Raw genomic sequence first — 12538 nt, 5'->3', positions numbered from 1 at the left:
AAAGCGCAACCCTAATACCATAGGATTGCGCTTTTTCTTTGATTTCCCTAGGACCTAGAACTTAGAACCTAGGACCTAGAACCTATCTTACCCTAGAACCTATACAGCAGGTTCTTCGCTGTAATCAATACCATGATATTCAAGACACGCATCAACTTCATTGGCTGAGCCTAAGATAACCGCTACACGTTGGTGAATCTCAGTTGGCTCAATATCCATAATGGTTTCATAACCCGTAGACGCTTTACCGCCTGCTTGCTCTACCAAGAATGCCATTGGGTTAGCTTCGTACATTAAACGTAGCTTGTATGGCTTTTCTGGGTTCTTATTATCTGTCGGGTAAGTGAAAATACCGCCGCGACAAAGTACGCGGTGTACGTCGCCAACCATGGCCGCAATCCAGCGCATGTTAAATGACTTTTCACGTGGGCCAATTTGACCTAGCAGCAAGTCGCTGATGTAAGTCTGCATTGGCGCTTCCCAGAAGCGTTGGTTTGACATGTTAATCGCAAACTCGCCAGTGTCTTTGCTGATAGCCATTGCGCCATCTGTTAGCAAAAACTCGTTAGTTTCTGGGTTTAGGGTAAATAGCTGTACGCCTTTACCTGTGGTTAGCGCTAGCATAGTTGATGGGCCGTATAACACGTAACCTGCTGCAACCTGGTTGCGACCTGCTTGTAAAAAGCTTTTCTCGGTTAGCTCACCTGCTGGCGCTGGCAATACTGAGAAGATCGTGCCCACAAGTGAGTTAATGTCGATGTTTGATGAGCCATCTAGTGGATCAAAACACACTAGAAACTCACCGTTGGCATCGGCTTCAACCACGTAGTCTTCTTCTTCCGATGCGATACCGCGCACTGTACCGTCAGCCTTGAGAGCATCTTTGAGCATATCATTGGTGATGATATCAAGTTTCTTCTGCGTTTCGCCTTGAACGTTTTCTTGCTCAGTTGCGCCTAACACGCCTGCTAGTGCGCCGTGGCGTACTGCGTGGCTAATCTCTTTTGAGGTGTTCGCTAGGGTCAGGATCAGTTTTTCAAGAGTAGGAGAAATTGCTTGTGATGTCAGGTTTTCAGCCAGAGTTTGCATCTTGTTTCCTATGACAATTCAACATTAGTAAATTGAGTTTAAGGTCGGGTTCTTTGATACACCCAAATAGCACCTTGGGTATATTCATTATTATTGTGGCGATGATACCCCAGAATGCTAGTTTTTTCAGCCGTAAAGATTTGCTTTTTAACTGTGAACGCTTGCTTATTTACGCTAACGGCTTGCTTCACCGCGCTAAGGGCTTCCTTCTCAGGGCTAAAGGCTTCCTTCTCAGGGCTAAAGGCTTCCTTCTCAGGGCTAAAGGCTTCGACGAGGTGGGGGATTTTTGTTTTAACGGCGATTAAGGCACAATGTAGTCGAATTTTCAGCCGAACTTTCAGTTAAATTTTAGTTGAAGACTATTTAGCGATTAATCCAGGGAATAATAATGACAAAAAATTGGATGAGTTTACTGTTGGCGTCCTTGCCAATGGTGTTAACGCCAGCGGCTATTGCCCAAGCTTCTCCTGCGCTTAAGGGCGGCAGCGAACCATTAACCATTGAACGTATGTATGCTTCACCCGCTCTTGCGGGGAGCAGCCCACGCGGACTAAAACTGTCACCAGATGGTAAGCGGGTTACCTATCTTGCTGGGCGTAAAGATGATCAACACCTATACGACTTGTGGCAGATGGATGTGGCAAGTGGCAAGCAGAGTATTCTAATCAACGCCGATAAGCTTGAAGCGGGTGAGCTTTCTGATGAAGAAAAAGCCCGTCGTGAGCGTCAACGAATATATGGTCAAGGGATCATGGAATACTTTTGGTCAGATGATAGCGCGGCGATTTTAATCCCTGCCGCGGGTCAGCTGTATTACTACTCTGTAGCCGATAATAAGGTCAAATTGTTGGAGACGGGTGAGGGGTTTGCGACGGATGCCAGACTGTCACCAAAAGGCCATTTTGTATCGTTTGTGCGTGAGCAAAACCTCTATGTACTGGAGTTAAACACCCAAAAAATTACCGCGTTAACGACCGATGGTGGCGGCGCGATTAAAAACGCCATGGCCGAGTTTGTTGCCCAAGAAGAGATGGGCAGAATGACGGGTTACTGGTGGGCGCCCGATGAATCTGCGATTGCCTATACCCGTATCGACGAGTCTGGCGTTGAGTTGGTGACTCGCAACGAGATTTATGCCGATGGAATTAAGCTGACCGAGCAGCGTTATCCCTATGCCGGTGAAAATAACGTTAACGTTGAGCTGGGCGTCGTATCACTTAACAGTAAAAAAGTGGCTTGGGTTGATTTAGGTAAAGACACTGATATTTACCTGCCGCGAGTAAAATGGTTACCTGACAGTAAGCACTTGTCTTATCAGTGGCAAAGCCGCGATCAGCAAGCGTTAGATCTGCGCGTGGTGGCGATTGATGATATTAAAAACGATAGAGAATTAGTTAACGAGCGCAGTGAAGCTTGGGTAAATCTTAATGACGACCTGCATTTTTTAAAGCAGCAAAAGGCATTTATCTGGGCGTCTGAGCGAGATGGCTTTAATCATCTGTATTTGATCGGCCTAGATGGCAAGGTTATTCGTCAGCTAACCTCTGGTGATTGGGCGGTTGATGCGGTTGAATATGTTGACGAAAAAGCTGGCGAAATTTACTTTACCGGTCGCAAGACTAAGGTGACTGAAAAGCAACTTTACCGTGTGGCACTCAGTGGTGGCAAAGTTGAATCTATTAGTCAGCGCAGCGGGATGCACGAGGCGGTATTTGCCGACAATAAACCTGTGTACCTCGATTATTTTAGTAGTCTTTCACAGCCGCCACAGGTGAGCCTGCACGACCGTAGCGGTGAGCGCCTAGCCTGGGTTGAGCAAAACGAAGTTAAAAAGGGCCACCCGTTATATAACTACTTTGGTTTATGGCAGGTACCTGAATTTGGTGAACTAAAGGCTGAAGATGGCCAGATGTTGCAATATCGCATGTTCAAACCGACGAACTTTGATGCATCGAAGAAGTATCCTGTGGTGGTGCGCGTTTATGGCGGCCCACATGCGCAGCTGGTGGTGAACAGTTGGAGTCATCAAGACTACTTTACTCAGCACCTGTTGCAACAAGGCTATATTGTTTATCAGCTCGATAACCGTGGCTCGGCGCACCGTGGCACCAAGTTTGAATATGTGATTTATAAGCAGCTGGGTGAGGTAGAGGTTAACGATCAGAAGGTGGGCGTGGATTACCTACGTACTTTGCCTTTCGTCGATTCTGATAATATCGCAATTTATGGCCATAGCTATGGTGGTTACATGGCGTTAATGAGCCTATTTAAGGCGCCGGATTACTTTAAGGCGGCTATTTCAGGTGCGCCAGTATCAGACTGGTCACTTTACGATACTCACTACACTGAGCGTTACTTAGGCCACCCTGAGACGAATGCAGAAGGTTATGAGGCCAGCAGTGTGCTGCCGTATGTGACCGGCTATCAGTCAGGTTTGCTGATGTACCATGGTATGGCTGATGATAACGTATTGTTTGAAAACAGTACGCGCGTGTATAAGGCGCTGCAGGATGAGGGTAAGTTGTTTCAGATGATCGATTATCCGGGCTCTAAGCACTCAATGCGTGGTGAAAAAGTGAGAGTGCATTTATATCGCTCGTTAGCAGACTTTTTAGACCGTCAGCTAAAGTAATTGGTTTGTTCTTGATTATTAAGTGTAAAGCGTAGTGGTGATTAATTATTAATGATCATTGCTACGTTTTTAATAATGATGAATTTGGAATTAAATATTATTAATTATAAATTTTAGAGTGAAAATTATAGCAGCGAGCCACTGAAGTATTGGTAAATAGTATTCGATTTTTACACACAACTTTTTTGAGTTAATATAAAATAACTACTACTTTATAGGTAGTGTGGCGGTTGATTGCTTGGTAGGGAAAAACTTTCCTCTAAAGCAGTATTAAATTTCAGCCTCAGTTAAGCTCTGTTTTATTTAAGTAGATACTCTAATTAAGGGCGGTGTTATTGCGCCTCGTTGCAATGATTCATAACCGTATAGACATAAAAAAAGCCAGTCAATTGACTGGCTTTTTTCTCTGTACTGATTTAACTATACAGATTTAATATAGCTATCAGCGCAAATGCAGAGGCTTAGAATTAATCTTCTAAGCTACCGCAAAAACGGTAACCTTCACCGTGGATTGTTGCGATGATTTCTGGCGTATCAGGCAAGCTTTCGAAGTGCTTACGGATGCGACGGATTGTTACGTCAACAGTACGGTCGTGTGGCTTAAGTTCACGGCCAGTCATCTTCATTAGAAGGTCTGCGCGGCTTAAGATCTTACCTGGGTTCTCAACAAAGTGAAGCATAGCGCGGAATTCACTGCGCGGTAGCTTGTATGACTCACCTTGTGGGCTAACTAGAGAACGACTGTTGATTTCAAGGCTCCAACCGTTAAAACGGTAGAACTCAACTGCGCTTTTCTCTTCTGAATCTGTACCAGTGCTATTAACGCGAGTTAATAGGTTACGAGCACGAATAGTCAATTCACGTGGGTTGAATGGCTTAGTGATATAGTCATCAGCGCCAATTTCAAGACCAAGGATCTTATCAACTTCGTTATCACGGCCTGTTAGGAAGATTAGACCGATATTATTAATTTCACGAAGTTCGCGAGCTAATAAAAGACCATTTTTACCTGGTAAGTTAATATCCATAACGACCAAGTTAATTTTGTTGTCTTGCATAGCCTTATGCATTTCAGCGCCATCATTGGCTTCAGTTACCACATATCCTTCTGCTTCAAAAATACTTCTCAGTGTGTTTCTTGTAACGGCTTCATCTTCAACAATAAGAATGTGCGGGTTTTGCATATTAATTACCTAATTTCTGTCTATTTCTAACCATGAGTATAATCAATTTTATACTCCATCTAGTTATGCTGATAATTCACTGATACACGTAGGTGCTTTCAAAACTGGCTCGAAACAGCAACACACTGCATGATTAGCAAAAGTATGGGTATCTCACATATGGAAAAACGTGAACTGTATAAACTTCGATTAACAATAATAGGAAAAAGTTCCTTAACTACCGTTTACTATGAAGTTTAAATGTTAAATCAAACATAGGTCACATTTGATACAGCTGTGTGGATTACTCTTCTAACTGTTTCAGATATGTGTAACAAAATGTGTTCGTTACATGTATTCAGTGTGAGTCAATCAACAAGCCCTATTGTACTCGTTTTAGGCATTTGTTAACAAATGAAATGTTAACAAAATTCCTCGATGATATGATTTAGATCACTATTTATTATTTATCTATCTGATTATATTATGTTTGATAAAAACGTTGACTGTGACCTGCATCACGTAGCTAGGAGGGGCCAACGAGTTTGCTATAATAATTCCACCTAAATTGGAGAATTTGTTAGCAATGAATAACTCAGTCGACAACCTTTGGCGCTATTATCAACAAACAGAATTCTTGGTTACTCAACCTTTATCTGCTCAATTATCCTTCGCTATTATCACTGCATATAACCCAAGAGGAGTGGTACTGACTCCTTGCCAAAATGGTCTTTTGGACCGAAAACTTCAACATGAAATACACAGATCGGGCTTTCCCTATCGGGCAATGATAGGCGCATCTCAAGATAGAAAGCATATGGAAAAGAGTTGGGCAATATCATCCGATAAGGCCTCGGCCATTAAACTCGGTTGCCAGTTTAATCAAAATGCCATTTATTATGTTGAAGCAGATCAATTGCAGCTTGTTCCTTGCTTGCTGCCTTGCCAAGAAACATTGTTGGGCGCATTTTCTCCTCGGGTCAATTGGGTGATGGAGCTTCCTGATATAGTATGAAATTAAATCATCTAAGATTTCCATTGACTTAATTGGTTATTTTTTGATATTTTTTAACCTGTTATTTTGTATACAAAGCAGCTTTTTTCGAAAGCAATTTACTTCATACAAGGTAAGTACAGAAGAGGAGCGCTAACTAGGTAGTAAGTTGGAGGGGGCCAAACCCCTATGATGGCTTATGAGGGAGATTAGCGCCGAGATATTCAATGCCATTTGGTCAGGCTTGAATGTTGGTTGTGCAGGCTGAATCCTGTCGATTGTCACCAATGTTTTTTATGGTGGAGAGCTTCTGGTGACGATCGCTGTTTCCCAATTTTTTTGGGGGGCATATCATGGCACCAGGCTCTTCGAACGAAGTTAGTTCGGAGCTTATTTCATGTTAGTTATTCAAAATACCCTATTGAGTCAGTGTCAGCCGTTTCTATTGAGTGTGGAGGCGGGTCTATGTCGTTAGTCTCATCTTCAGTTAGCTCGCAGACGCAACCACAATTAAATGTCGCCAAGTTCGGTGGCACCTCGGTGGCGGACTATGACGCTATGCAGCGCTGCGCCGATATCATTATTGCTAATCCGCAAACTCGTGTGGTTGTTGTGAGCGCATCGAGTGGCGTGACCAATCACTTAGTTGCGCTAACCCAAGAGACAACGTCTAGCGAAGACACTAAAGCATTAATCAAGCAAATCGCATCTATTCAATATCAAATTCTAGATAGCCTTGGAAACCCAAGTGATATTGCCGCTAAAGTCGACGCTATTTTAAGTCATATCTCAACCTTAAGTGAGCGCTTAAGCTTGACTCGCAGCAAAGCGGTAATGGATGAACTTTTATCCCAAGGTGAGATGTGCTCATCGGTATTCTTTGCGGCGGTTTTGAGAGAAAAAGGCGCTAGTGCTGCAGCATTTGATGTACGCCAAGTACTACGTACCGATAGCCATCATGGCCGCGCTGAGCCACAAATAGAACAAATTGCACAGCTTGCTCAAACGCACCTTAAGCCACTACTTGCAGAGCAAGTGATTGTGACTCAAGGGTTTGTGGGCGCAGATAGTGAAGGCAACACCACAACCCTTGGCCGTGGTGGTAGTGATTATTCAGCCGCATTGCTGGCCGAAGCATTGCAAGCGACAGCCGTTGAGATCTGGACCGATGTTGCCGGCATTTACACTACAGACCCAAGACTTGCACCTAATGCGAGTCCTATTGCCGAAATTAGCTTTAATGAAGCCGCTGAGATGGCGACCTTTGGCGCTAAAGTTTTACACCCTGCAACAATATTACCTGCTGTAAGACAAAAAATTCAGGTGTTTGTTGGCTCAAGCTGGGCCCCTGAACAGGGCGGCACTTGGATCCGCCATACGGTGCAAAGTGAGCCGGTATACCGCGCCGTTGCAGTGCGCCGGGATCAAACGTTACTTAATCTTCATAGTTTGCAGATGCTACATGCTCAAGGTTTTCTTGCTGAAACCTTTGCCACGCTTGCACGCCATAAAATCAGTGTTGATTTGATCACCACCTCAGAAGTGAACGTGGCATTAACCTTAGATAAAACAGGCTCTGACTCAAGTGGGCAGGGCTTACTTAGCGAGGCGTTATTGCAAGAGTTGTCGCAACATTGCCGCGTGCGTGTCGAAGATGGGTTGGCCTTGGTCGCCGTGATTGGCAACAATATCGCCTCCACAGCGGGTGTCTGTCGCCGCGTGTTTGAAGTACTGGAAACCTATAATGTACGTATGATCTGCCAAGGCGCGAGTCCACATAACTTGTGTATTTTGGTTGATGAGGCCGAAGCGGCTAATGTGATCCGCGCCTTGCATGAAAACTTATTTGAAGCATAGTAAAGCCAACGCCAACGAGGAATTTTGCATTTTATGGAATTTACCCAATCGAGCCTGAAAGTCGGTGAGTTGGCAACGGGACAGGAACTTAATGTTCCTGTTTATCGTATGGTCGGCAAAGATCTCAATGCACCTAAGGTTTTTATCCAAGCGAACGTACATGGCGCTGAGGTGCAGGGCAATGCGGTTATTTTTCAGTTAATGAAACGACTGGAAAAACTAAATGTAATCGGCGAGATAACTCTACTTCCCTTAGCTAACCCGCTTGGTATCAATCAAAAAAGTGGTGAGTTTACTCTAGGGCGCTTTGACCCGATCACCGGGGTTAATTGGAATCGTGAATACTTAGATCACAAGATTGATGTGGCAAGTTGGTATCAACGGCATAGTCACTTAGATGATAAAGCCTTGATTCAGGCCTACCGCTTACATTTAAGTGAATTATGCCAAGCCCATTTAAACAGTGAATGGGGCGTAACAACAGGCAAACGATTGGCGGTCAGCTTACAATCATTGGCTCATGAAGCTGATATTGTGATTGACCTGCATACCGGACCTAAATCGTGCAAACATCTATATTGCCCTGAATATGATGTCGCCTCAGCAGCCTATTTCTCGATCCCCTTTAGCTTAGTCATCCCCAATGATTTTGGTGGTGCCATGGATGAAGCGGCATTTTGCCCTTGGTGGCAATTAACCGAATTTGCACAGTCTCAAGGTCGTTGCTTCACGGTGCCAGTATCGGCATTTACCTTAGAGCTTGCGAGCCAAGAGCGTATCGATATGGATGATGCGGCTGGCGATGCCGAAGGCATTTTGGCTTACCTCAGTTATCGTGGAGTGGTCAGCGAAAAGATCCAAGCTGCAAAAATGGCAAGATATGGCTGCTATCTAAAAAATTATAAGAAGTTTCACGCGCCAACAGCGGGGTTGGTCGAGTACAAAGCCGTATTAGGTGAATCGCTCAAAGCGGGGCAGCCACTGGCGAACATTTTAAGGCTGGATCTATATGGCACAGATAAAGAGTTTACGCCGTTAAGCTTGAAGCAAGACTGTGTACCTATCCTGCATTTTGCCTCGGCCTCGGTCTACCAAGGCACGGAACTCTATAAGGTGATGACCAATCTGTTTGAGCTATAGTTGGTCGAGAGCCAAGCTTGCGGCGTTGTAAAGCCTAATTCATGTTAGTCATGCCGTTCACTTAAGGAAGTCACTCAAAGAAAATTCGATGACTTCGAAAGATAAGAATGGACCACGAAGAAAAGCCACCCCGAGTTTTTCTTTTCTTGGTGTCTTCAGTGTAGCAAACGAAGTGAGCGCTTCGTCGTTTATTGCTTTTGTTTATTAATCTGTATCGGGCTCAACTTACCAGCATTAAACCCATATTAGCCTTTTTACTGGCAATTTAGATTACTCGCTTTTATTGCCAGCTTTGGGAATTGCCTATGGCTTAACCGCCCGTACGATGGGGTTCTGTAAACTGATGAGGGTTTCGGTCGATTGGATCTCATCGATAGACTGAATACGATTAATCAGCACATGCTGCAGACCATCGATAGACTGGCACATTACCTTTACAAACACACTGTAGTTCCCCGTGGTGTAATAGGCCTCAACCACCTCTTCTAGTGCATTGAGCTTAGAGATGGCGGCAGGGTAGTCGCCTGCGCTTTTTAAGTTAATGCCGATAAAACAACAGACATCATAACCCAGAGCTTTGGGGTTGACGGTAATTTGCGCCCCAGTGATGATCCCTGCTTGCTTCATTTTTTCGACGCGAACATGGATGGTGCCGGCGCTTACGCCGAAACGTTTAGCTAATTCTGCGAATGGTGTTCTGGCTTCTTTCATTAACGCAGACAGAATTTGATTATCGAGAGAGTCTCGTTGAAATGGGGCTTCCATAATAAATAGGTCGATTGCTTATTGGTTAGTTAAACAATTTACGTATTTTTTGATGAATATTCTACTGATTTGTCAGATAAGTAAGTGACTGAGTTCACTTGCATGAAGTATTTATCATGCTTGAGTGCTATCGACTGGTTTATATATACCCAAACGACTTGAACATGCTCATTTCAGAGGCCTTGCGCAAAGCCTTCTTCGATGGGGTTTAATGCACTTTCTGCTGCGTTATTGATCTTGCTAAGGGAACAAGCATTAACTGCAATCAACGCCTTGCTTAAAGCGCATTAAATTCCCACTGAACCCTGCATCTTCAGGTGGCTTGGGTATAAGCCTATCGCTCAGCGTTATGACTAATGACTATTTAACTCGTCGAGATAGAACACGCCAACGACTAAGGAGATAGCGGTTGACGTTTTGTTCGCGCAATAGGCTTATTCGTTACCATTTCAAGTACCATCTCTGTTATCAAAGAGGCTACTGCTCACCCTCGGCATCCATAAATGGTGCATCACAACTAAACGTCATCTTTTGTTTAGTGTAAGGATGAGTAATCGTCAGTGACTGCGCGTGTAACAATAGACGCGGCGCGAGTCGTTTAGCGAGTGGATCGGCATAGAAGTTATCACCAAGAATGGGGTGACCTAACGCCATCATATGCACGCGCAATTGATGCGAGCGGCCGGTTATCGGCGTGAGTTTAACTAAGGTCGAACGCTTGCCATAACTGATCACTTCATAATGGGTTTGCGATGGCTTACCTATCTTATGGTCGACCTTTTGTTTAGGGCGATTAGGCCAGTCACAAATAAGTGGTAGATTAATGGTGCCGTGAGTCTCTTTTACGTGACCTGCCACTCTCGCATAATAGGTTTTTTTGGTTTCTCTATCTCTAAACTGACGTTTTAGCTCTGATTCAGCGCTACGCAATAACGCCACCACTATCACACCTGAAGTGGCCATATCTAAGCGGTGTACAATTTTTGCGTGAGGAAATTCAGCCAGTACGCGGTTGTAAGTGCTGTCGGCATGGGCTGGGTCTCGACCCGGTACCGATAATAACCCTGATGGCTTATTAACAACCATGATGTCTTTATCTTGATGAAGTTTTTCAAGCCAAGGCGTTGTAGGAGGAGAGTAGACAAAATCAGTCATGATGGAACCTTATTAAAAATGCGCGGCAAAGATACCTCTTTGGTGCTTCTTTATGCAAGCAGATTTAAGATAATTGTGGCTACAATCAATACCCATCGAGATCCGTCAATGCAGACCTGGCAAAGAGTTGAGAGCTGATGCAATAGCGTTATGAAAATCCATTACCGTTGACATGCATAATCGCAAAGGTCCAAACCACAAAGGCTAGGGCGCAGTGGATTAAGGCATAAAAAGATTGATCGAGACGGCTCATACTTCTAGCGTCCCAAATGAGTAAACCGTGTAAAAATATTACGATAGGAAAAAGAGCGAGCAGAGGGTAGAGACTTAACACGCTAGCGTCACCAAAGACCAGTCGACTGAGTAACGCCCATACCACCATGAAGCCTGTGATCATCGGTGGGAGTGCGATTCGATACTGCTCTGGGTATGGAAACATACTGTGCCTCTTATTAAGTCCTGTTTACCCCAACGGCTTTTTCGTAATAATTTGTGCTTTATAACTGGCGTTGGGTAATTCTCCGAATAGATCTTCAGAGTAATGTAGGCAGCTCCAGTTAGCAAATATTGCTTTTAATTCACCCGTTTTAAGTAAAAAGTCAGGATTTCGAGGACGACCAATTTGAGCTTGCTGCTCGGTAAACGTTTCGTAAATAATAAGACCGCCAGGCTTTACGCTATCCATAATCTGCGTAAATAGCGCACGGTGTAAATAGTTAAAAACGAGCACTATGTCGTATTGTGCGGTGGCAAGTGTTGGTGCACTACCGTCTTCGAGATCCCACTCGAGCCGCTCGATAGCAGTTGAATCATTTGGCGCAGAGACATCAAGCCCACTGAGATTCTTATCGAGATAGCTGACATGACAACCTTTATCGCTAAACCATTGTCCGTTGCGGCCGCTGCCGCAGGCTAGATCTAGCACCTGACAGCAGGGGCTTAGATAGTCTGCTAAATCGGTAAATTGGGTGATTAACGCTGCGGCGTTAGCCTTTAACTTCTTTTCTGCCATCAATTCTGCGTCCATGTACTATTGAAAAATGTCTTAAGCCTGCGGGGCCATGTGATACTACAACTGATAATAACACCACAAAAATAAGCAGCTCAGGTTTATAAGCCGCGAAAGGGATAAACAGCCCAAGCAAACCTAGCTTAACAATGGTGAGCACCCCCTTTAATTGGATCAGCCAGCGCCAGTCGCGAACGACTTCCCATAGCATCATGGCTGAGCCCGTTGCCATGGCCATTATCCAATAGGTAAGCCATTTCTCTTGGGGAACATGCAACAAAATACCACCGCCGGCACCTGTGATCCCCAATATATGTAGAGCACGTAGGGCTGTTTTTGAAAAACGTTGGATCATAAATTGTTTTTCGCTGAGTTCTTTTCTGGCCATATTAACGGTTCTTATGCGGTTAGCTGTCGGCAAATATTATCAGGAATTCACTAATTAAAAAGCGTATAACGCTCACAATAGCTAATTGTTACTTTTGCGGAGCGTAAATCCTAACCTTTGTCATTACTGTCAGGCATACGGCAAATTTGTGAAGCAGATATCGATACCTCTTTATAGATAGTGCTAATCTAGCCTCCATAAGCTTACTCCCTACAGTAACTGGTTTTTCCATGCTCAACCAGTTGTAGCGATGATCTGAAAATAAGAAAACGTATCCTTTCTTCATTTCAGAATAAGCAGAAAAGCGAGCCGTCAGGGGCTCGCTTTTTCTTTAAGCAATGCAATT

Annotated in this window: 11 protein-coding genes and 1 riboswitch; of the genes, 4 read left to right on the top strand and 7 right to left on the bottom strand. The window is 44.3% G+C overall.

The features are described from left to right. Window positions 1-99: 99 nt before the first annotated feature. A complete protein-coding gene (locus ACVBIL_RS03835; protein ID WP_447160967.1) occupies window positions 100-1089 on the bottom strand; it encodes a class 1 fructose-bisphosphatase in 990 nt (329 codons plus the stop codon). A gap of 388 nt (window positions 1090-1477) precedes the next feature. Here ACVBIL_RS03835 and ACVBIL_RS03830 point away from each other — a divergent pair, with 388 nt between their 5' ends. Further along, complete coding sequence (locus tag ACVBIL_RS03830) at window positions 1478-3721, top strand: DPP IV N-terminal domain-containing protein (RefSeq protein WP_447165666.1); 2244 nt, start codon at window positions 1478-1480, stop codon at window positions 3719-3721. A gap of 467 nt (window positions 3722-4188) precedes the next feature. On the opposite strand, the gene arcA is transcribed toward ACVBIL_RS03830, so the two are convergent. After that, the gene (arcA, locus tag ACVBIL_RS03825; RefSeq protein WP_447165665.1) at window positions 4189-4905 is read right to left on the bottom strand and encodes a two-component system response regulator ArcA; all 717 of its coding nucleotides are present in this window, start codon (window positions 4903-4905) and stop codon (window positions 4189-4191) included. 565 nt (window positions 4906-5470) lie between these two features. Between arcA and ACVBIL_RS03820 the strand changes: the two genes are divergently transcribed. The 3 genes from ACVBIL_RS03820 (at window position 5471) to ACVBIL_RS03810 (ending at window position 8875) form a co-directional block, all read left to right on the top strand. Continuing rightward, window positions 5471-5899 carry a DUF3293 domain-containing protein gene (locus ACVBIL_RS03820; protein ID WP_447165664.1) on the top strand — a complete coding sequence of 143 codons (429 nt, stop codon included), beginning with the start codon at window positions 5471-5473 and terminating at the stop codon, window positions 5897-5899. A 114-nt stretch (window positions 5900-6013) separates the two neighbouring features. After that, window positions 6014-6196, top strand: a riboswitch (Lysine riboswitch). 147 nt (window positions 6197-6343) lie between these two features. After that, complete coding sequence (gene lysC, locus ACVBIL_RS03815) at window positions 6344-7735, top strand: lysine-sensitive aspartokinase 3 (RefSeq protein ID WP_447165663.1); 1392 nt, start codon at window positions 6344-6346, stop codon at window positions 7733-7735. A gap of 33 nt (window positions 7736-7768) precedes the next feature. Further along, entirely contained in the window at window positions 7769-8875 is a 1107-nt protein-coding gene (locus tag ACVBIL_RS03810) for a succinylglutamate desuccinylase/aspartoacylase family protein (RefSeq protein ID WP_447165662.1), read from the top strand. Window positions 8876-9178: 303 nt separating this feature from the next. Here the strand turns inward: ACVBIL_RS03810 and asnC are convergent, their stop codons facing one another. The 5 genes from asnC to ACVBIL_RS03785 form a co-directional block, all read right to left on the bottom strand. After that, window positions 9179-9640 carry a transcriptional regulator AsnC gene (asnC, locus tag ACVBIL_RS03805; RefSeq protein WP_012275918.1) on the bottom strand — a complete coding sequence of 154 codons (462 nt, stop codon included), beginning with the start codon at window positions 9638-9640 and terminating at the stop codon, window positions 9179-9181. A gap of 477 nt (window positions 9641-10117) precedes the next feature. Continuing rightward, window positions 10118-10795: a bifunctional tRNA pseudouridine(32) synthase/23S rRNA pseudouridine(746) synthase RluA gene (gene rluA / locus ACVBIL_RS03800; RefSeq protein ID WP_447165661.1), complete on the bottom strand. Its 678-nt coding sequence runs from the start codon at window positions 10793-10795 to the stop codon at window positions 10118-10120. Between the two features lie 148 nt (window positions 10796-10943). Further along, a complete protein-coding gene (locus ACVBIL_RS03795; RefSeq protein ID WP_447165660.1) occupies window positions 10944-11234 on the bottom strand; it encodes a hypothetical protein in 291 nt (96 codons plus the stop codon). A gap of 24 nt (window positions 11235-11258) precedes the next feature. Then, window positions 11259-11807, bottom strand: coding sequence for a class I SAM-dependent methyltransferase (locus ACVBIL_RS03790; RefSeq protein ID WP_447165659.1), 549 nt, complete (start codon window positions 11805-11807; stop codon window positions 11259-11261). After that, window positions 11782-12192: a hypothetical protein gene (locus ACVBIL_RS03785; protein WP_447165658.1), complete on the bottom strand. Its 411-nt coding sequence runs from the start codon at window positions 12190-12192 to the stop codon at window positions 11782-11784. The genes ACVBIL_RS03790 and ACVBIL_RS03785 overlap by 26 nt, the downstream gene beginning before the upstream one ends. Window positions 12193-12538 lie beyond the last annotated feature (346 nt).

The organism is Shewanella sp. 125m-7, from assembly GCF_052977045.1.
The sequence above is the reverse complement of the archived record's forward strand: the minus strand, read 5'-3'. Positions and strand labels throughout refer to the sequence as shown.

Excerpts from the sequence above, each read along its gene's own strand:
- lysC (WP_447165663.1), top strand. The coding sequence starts at position 6,344 with ATGTCGTTAGTCTCATCTTCAGTTAGCTCGCAGACGCAACCACAATTA.
- ACVBIL_RS03835 (WP_447160967.1), bottom strand. The coding sequence starts at position 1,089 with ATGCAAACTCTGGCTGAAAACCTGACATCACAAGCAATTTCTCCTACT.
- ACVBIL_RS03820 (WP_447165664.1), top strand. The coding sequence starts at position 5,471 with ATGAATAACTCAGTCGACAACCTTTGGCGCTATTATCAACAAACAGAA.
- ACVBIL_RS03790 (WP_447165659.1), bottom strand. The coding sequence starts at position 11,807 with ATGGCAGAAAAGAAGTTAAAGGCTAACGCCGCAGCGTTAATCACCCAA.
- ACVBIL_RS03795 (WP_447165660.1), bottom strand. The coding sequence starts at position 11,234 with ATGTTTCCATACCCAGAGCAGTATCGAATCGCACTCCCACCGATGATC.
- ACVBIL_RS03830 (WP_447165666.1), top strand. The coding sequence starts at position 1,478 with ATGACAAAAAATTGGATGAGTTTACTGTTGGCGTCCTTGCCAATGGTG.
- arcA (WP_447165665.1), bottom strand. The coding sequence starts at position 4,905 with ATGCAAAACCCGCACATTCTTATTGTTGAAGATGAAGCCGTTACAAGA.
- ACVBIL_RS03810 (WP_447165662.1), top strand. The coding sequence starts at position 7,769 with ATGGAATTTACCCAATCGAGCCTGAAAGTCGGTGAGTTGGCAACGGGA.
- ACVBIL_RS03785 (WP_447165658.1), bottom strand. The coding sequence starts at position 12,192 with ATGGCCAGAAAAGAACTCAGCGAAAAACAATTTATGATCCAACGTTTT.
- asnC (WP_012275918.1), bottom strand. The coding sequence starts at position 9,640 with ATGGAAGCCCCATTTCAACGAGACTCTCTCGATAATCAAATTCTGTCT.
- rluA (WP_447165661.1), bottom strand. The coding sequence starts at position 10,795 with ATGACTGATTTTGTCTACTCTCCTCCTACAACGCCTTGGCTTGAAAAA.